The 2,859-nt window shown below is 74.0% G+C and carries 4 protein-coding genes; 1 reads left to right on the forward strand and 3 read right to left on the reverse strand.

The genetic code is table 11. The features are described 5' to 3' along the window. Positions 1 to 74 precede the first annotated feature (74 nt). Positions 75 to 470: a DUF6214 family protein gene (locus GT045_RS39995; protein WP_345942755.1), complete on the forward strand. Its 396-nt coding sequence runs from the start codon at positions 75 to 77 to the stop codon at positions 468 to 470. 142 nt (positions 471 to 612) lie between these two features. Here GT045_RS39995 and GT045_RS25585 read toward each other — a convergent pair whose 3' ends face one another. The 3 genes from GT045_RS25585 to GT045_RS25595 form a co-directional block, all read right to left on the reverse strand. Beyond that, the gene (locus tag GT045_RS25585) at positions 613 to 1,281 is read right to left on the reverse strand and encodes a TetR/AcrR family transcriptional regulator (RefSeq protein ID WP_161292499.1); all 669 of its coding nucleotides are present in this window, start codon (positions 1,279 to 1,281) and stop codon (positions 613 to 615) included. A gap of 210 nt (positions 1,282 to 1,491) precedes the next feature. Further along, complete coding sequence (locus GT045_RS25590) at positions 1,492 to 2,181, reverse strand: HAD-IA family hydrolase (RefSeq protein ID WP_161335594.1); 690 nt, start codon at positions 2,179 to 2,181, stop codon at positions 1,492 to 1,494. 9 nt (positions 2,182 to 2,190) lie between these two features. Continuing rightward, positions 2,191 to 2,823 (reverse strand): phosphatase PAP2 family protein, encoded by a 633-nt coding sequence (locus tag GT045_RS25595; RefSeq protein ID WP_161335595.1) that lies wholly within the window; start codon positions 2,821 to 2,823, stop codon positions 2,191 to 2,193. Between the last annotated feature and the right edge of the window lie 36 nt (positions 2,824 to 2,859).

A 2,859-nucleotide genomic window follows, 5' to 3' on the forward strand; every position in this document is an offset into this window, starting at 1 on the left:
CGGATGGTGACGGTGTGGTGCGGGGGATCGGTGCCGTGTCGGATGGTGACGGTGTGGTGCGGGGGGTCGGTGCCGTGCCGGATGGTGACGGTGTGATGCGGGCGGCCGGTTCGGGAGCGGACGGTGACGGTGTGGTGCGGGCGGCCGGTTCGGGAGCCGACGGTAACGGTGACGGTGTGGTGCGGGCGGCCGGTTCGGGAGCCGACGGTAACGGTGACGGTGTGGTGCGGGCGGACGGTGCCGTGCCGGACGTCGGCTGCCCGGCCCCGGGCCGCTCCCGGCCGGTCTGGCCGCGGGGTGTCGAGGGACGCAGGCTCGTCGCACGGGAGTACCGCGCGGCCCGGGACGAGGGCGCCGATCCGGTCCTCGCCGTGATGAACGCGACCGGGCACAGCCGTCGGCGATCCCTCCGCCTCATCGCCCAGGCGCGCGACGCGGGACTCCTGGCGCCCCGTCACGCCCGGCGCTGACAGGACCGTCCGCACCCCTCAGGTGCTGCCCGGCCGTCCGCACCCCTCAGGTGCTGCACCACCGCTCGCACCCCTCAGGTGCCGCTCGCCCCCTCGCACGCCTCAGGCCGCTCGCACCCCTTGGATGCTGCTCGGCCGCTCTTCACGGGCTGCTCGGACGCTCCTCCGTCGCGAAGAACCGGGACAGATCCTCGTCCCCCGCCTTGCCGTCCGGCTCGCTCTCCGGGGGCACGCCCATCTCCCAGCCGAGCCCGTACCGCTGGAACAGCTCGGCCCGCAACACCGGTACGGGCATCGGCACCCCCGGCACCAGTGCCGAGTACACCGCGCCCATCAGCAGGGACCGCAGCATGGGATAGTCCGCCGAGACGTTCTGCGCGCCGTACCGGGCGACGGTGTCGCTGAGCAGCTCCGCAAGCCGGCGCTGTTCCGGGCACTGCACGAAGCCCTCGGCATGGAGCAGCCCCGCCATGTGCTGGCGCATCAGCACGGGCCGGTCCCGGGCCAGGCCCAGGATCGCGTCCACCGCCCGGGCGAGCCGCTCCCGTCCGTCGTCGGTGCACGGCTCCCGCTCCAGCGCCTCCTGAAGGGTGCAGTGCATCAGCCGGTGCACGGCGGACTGCACCAACTGGCGCTTGCCGGGGAAGTAGTACGACACCAGCCCGCGTGCCGAGCCGGCCCGGTCCGCGATGTCTCCGAGAGTCGTGGCCTCGAACCCGCGCTCACCGACGAGTTCCACGGCGGCCTGCAGCAACCGCTCCCGGGAACGCCGCCGCAATTCTTCATTGACCGAGGCGCTGCGCGGGGACATCCTGAAACTCCTGCGTTGACTGGCTGCCAGCCAACTATACTCAACGCATCCGGGTGGCCGCGTGTTCGGGGCTCACCCGGAACAGCCGTCCGTCTGGGGCGACGCGGGGGATCGTCTCAGACGGACGGCGCCGAACTGCCGGGCCGGGCCCGTCCGTCGGCCCGACGGCGTCCGCGTCCGGCGGGGCACCGTGGCCGGGCCGTGCGGGTTTCAGGTCATCAGGTCCAGTACCGGCAGCAGCGCGTCGGGGCGTTCGGTCACCGGCAGGTGGTCGACGAAGTGCACGCCGCAGCCCAGGGCCGTGGCGCCGCCGTCCGCCCTCCTGTTGTCCCCGACCATCAGCGCCCGCCGCGGGTCCACGCCGAGCTTCTCGCAGGCGACCGAGAACAGCCGGGCGTCCGGTTTCTGTATCCCGTGCTCGTACGACAGCACGTAGGCGTCCACGTACTCGTCCAGGCCGTGGGCCCGGAACACCGGGCGCAGGTCCCAGCCGATGTTGCTGACCACGCCGACGCCGGTACCGCGCTCGCGCAGGGTGCGCAGCACCTCGGCGGCGTCGGGGTACGGGGACCAGGCGGCCGGGGACATGTGCCGCTCGTACAGGGCGTCGTGCAGTCCGGGATCCGGCAGCGGGACCCCGCGGGACAAGCCGGTGTAGGCGGCCCGGTGCAGTTCCGCGCTCCGGTCCCGTACCGCCCAGGCGTCCGCCAGGTCCGCGGGCACCTCCACCGGCTCCACGCCACCCGGCAGCGCCCCCGCTGCCTCCAACGCCCGCGCCATCTCGCAGAGTTCGCGCTCCGGCAGGGTGTGACCGGCCTCGGTCAGCACCGCGCGCAGCCAGGATTCGGTGGTCTCGACGCGGAACAGCGTCCCGGAGAAGTCGAAGAGAACGGCGCCCATGGAGGGACCCTACCCGTGCCGGCGTACCGGGGGTTCCGGGATGCGGTCGCGTGGCCGCTCGTACACGGTGACGGCCGACGCCACCAGCAGCGCACCCAGCAGCCATCCGCCGAGCACGTCCGAGGGCCAGTGGACGCCCAGCCACACCCGGGTCACCCCCACCCCGGCCACGGAGACGACCGCCGCCGTCACCGCCGTACGCCACAGGGCGCGGCCCGGGCGACGGCGGTGCAGCAGCCACAGCAGCAGGCCGCAGACCACGGTGGCGGTCAGCGCGTGGCCGGAGGGGAAGGCCGCGTAGTGCGCGGAGTCGACGGGGTTTGGCCAGACCGGGCGGGGGCGGTCGACGGCGGCCTTCATCGCTTGCTGGAGGACCGTGGCCACCGCGCAGGTGACGGCCAGCCACAGCGCCGTCCACCAGGCCGCCCGGCGCCAGACCAGCCACACCACCGCGGCGGCGCACACCAGGCGCATGGTCAGCGGGTCCCACACCCAGTCCGACAGCACTCGGAAGGCTCGGGTCGTCCCGTGGTCGTGGACCGCCCAGCGGTGGGTGGTGCGGGAGATGTCGCCGTCCAGCGCGAGCAGCGGGTGCCAGCGGGCCGCGACCAGGGCGATCAGCAGGACCGAACAGACCGCCAGGGCCGCGGCCGCGCGGACGGCCGTGCGGGCGGCCGT

The organism is Streptomyces sp. SID486, from assembly GCF_009865385.1.
In the GTDB taxonomy this organism is placed as follows: Bacteria; Actinomycetota; Actinomycetes; order Streptomycetales; family Streptomycetaceae; genus Streptomyces.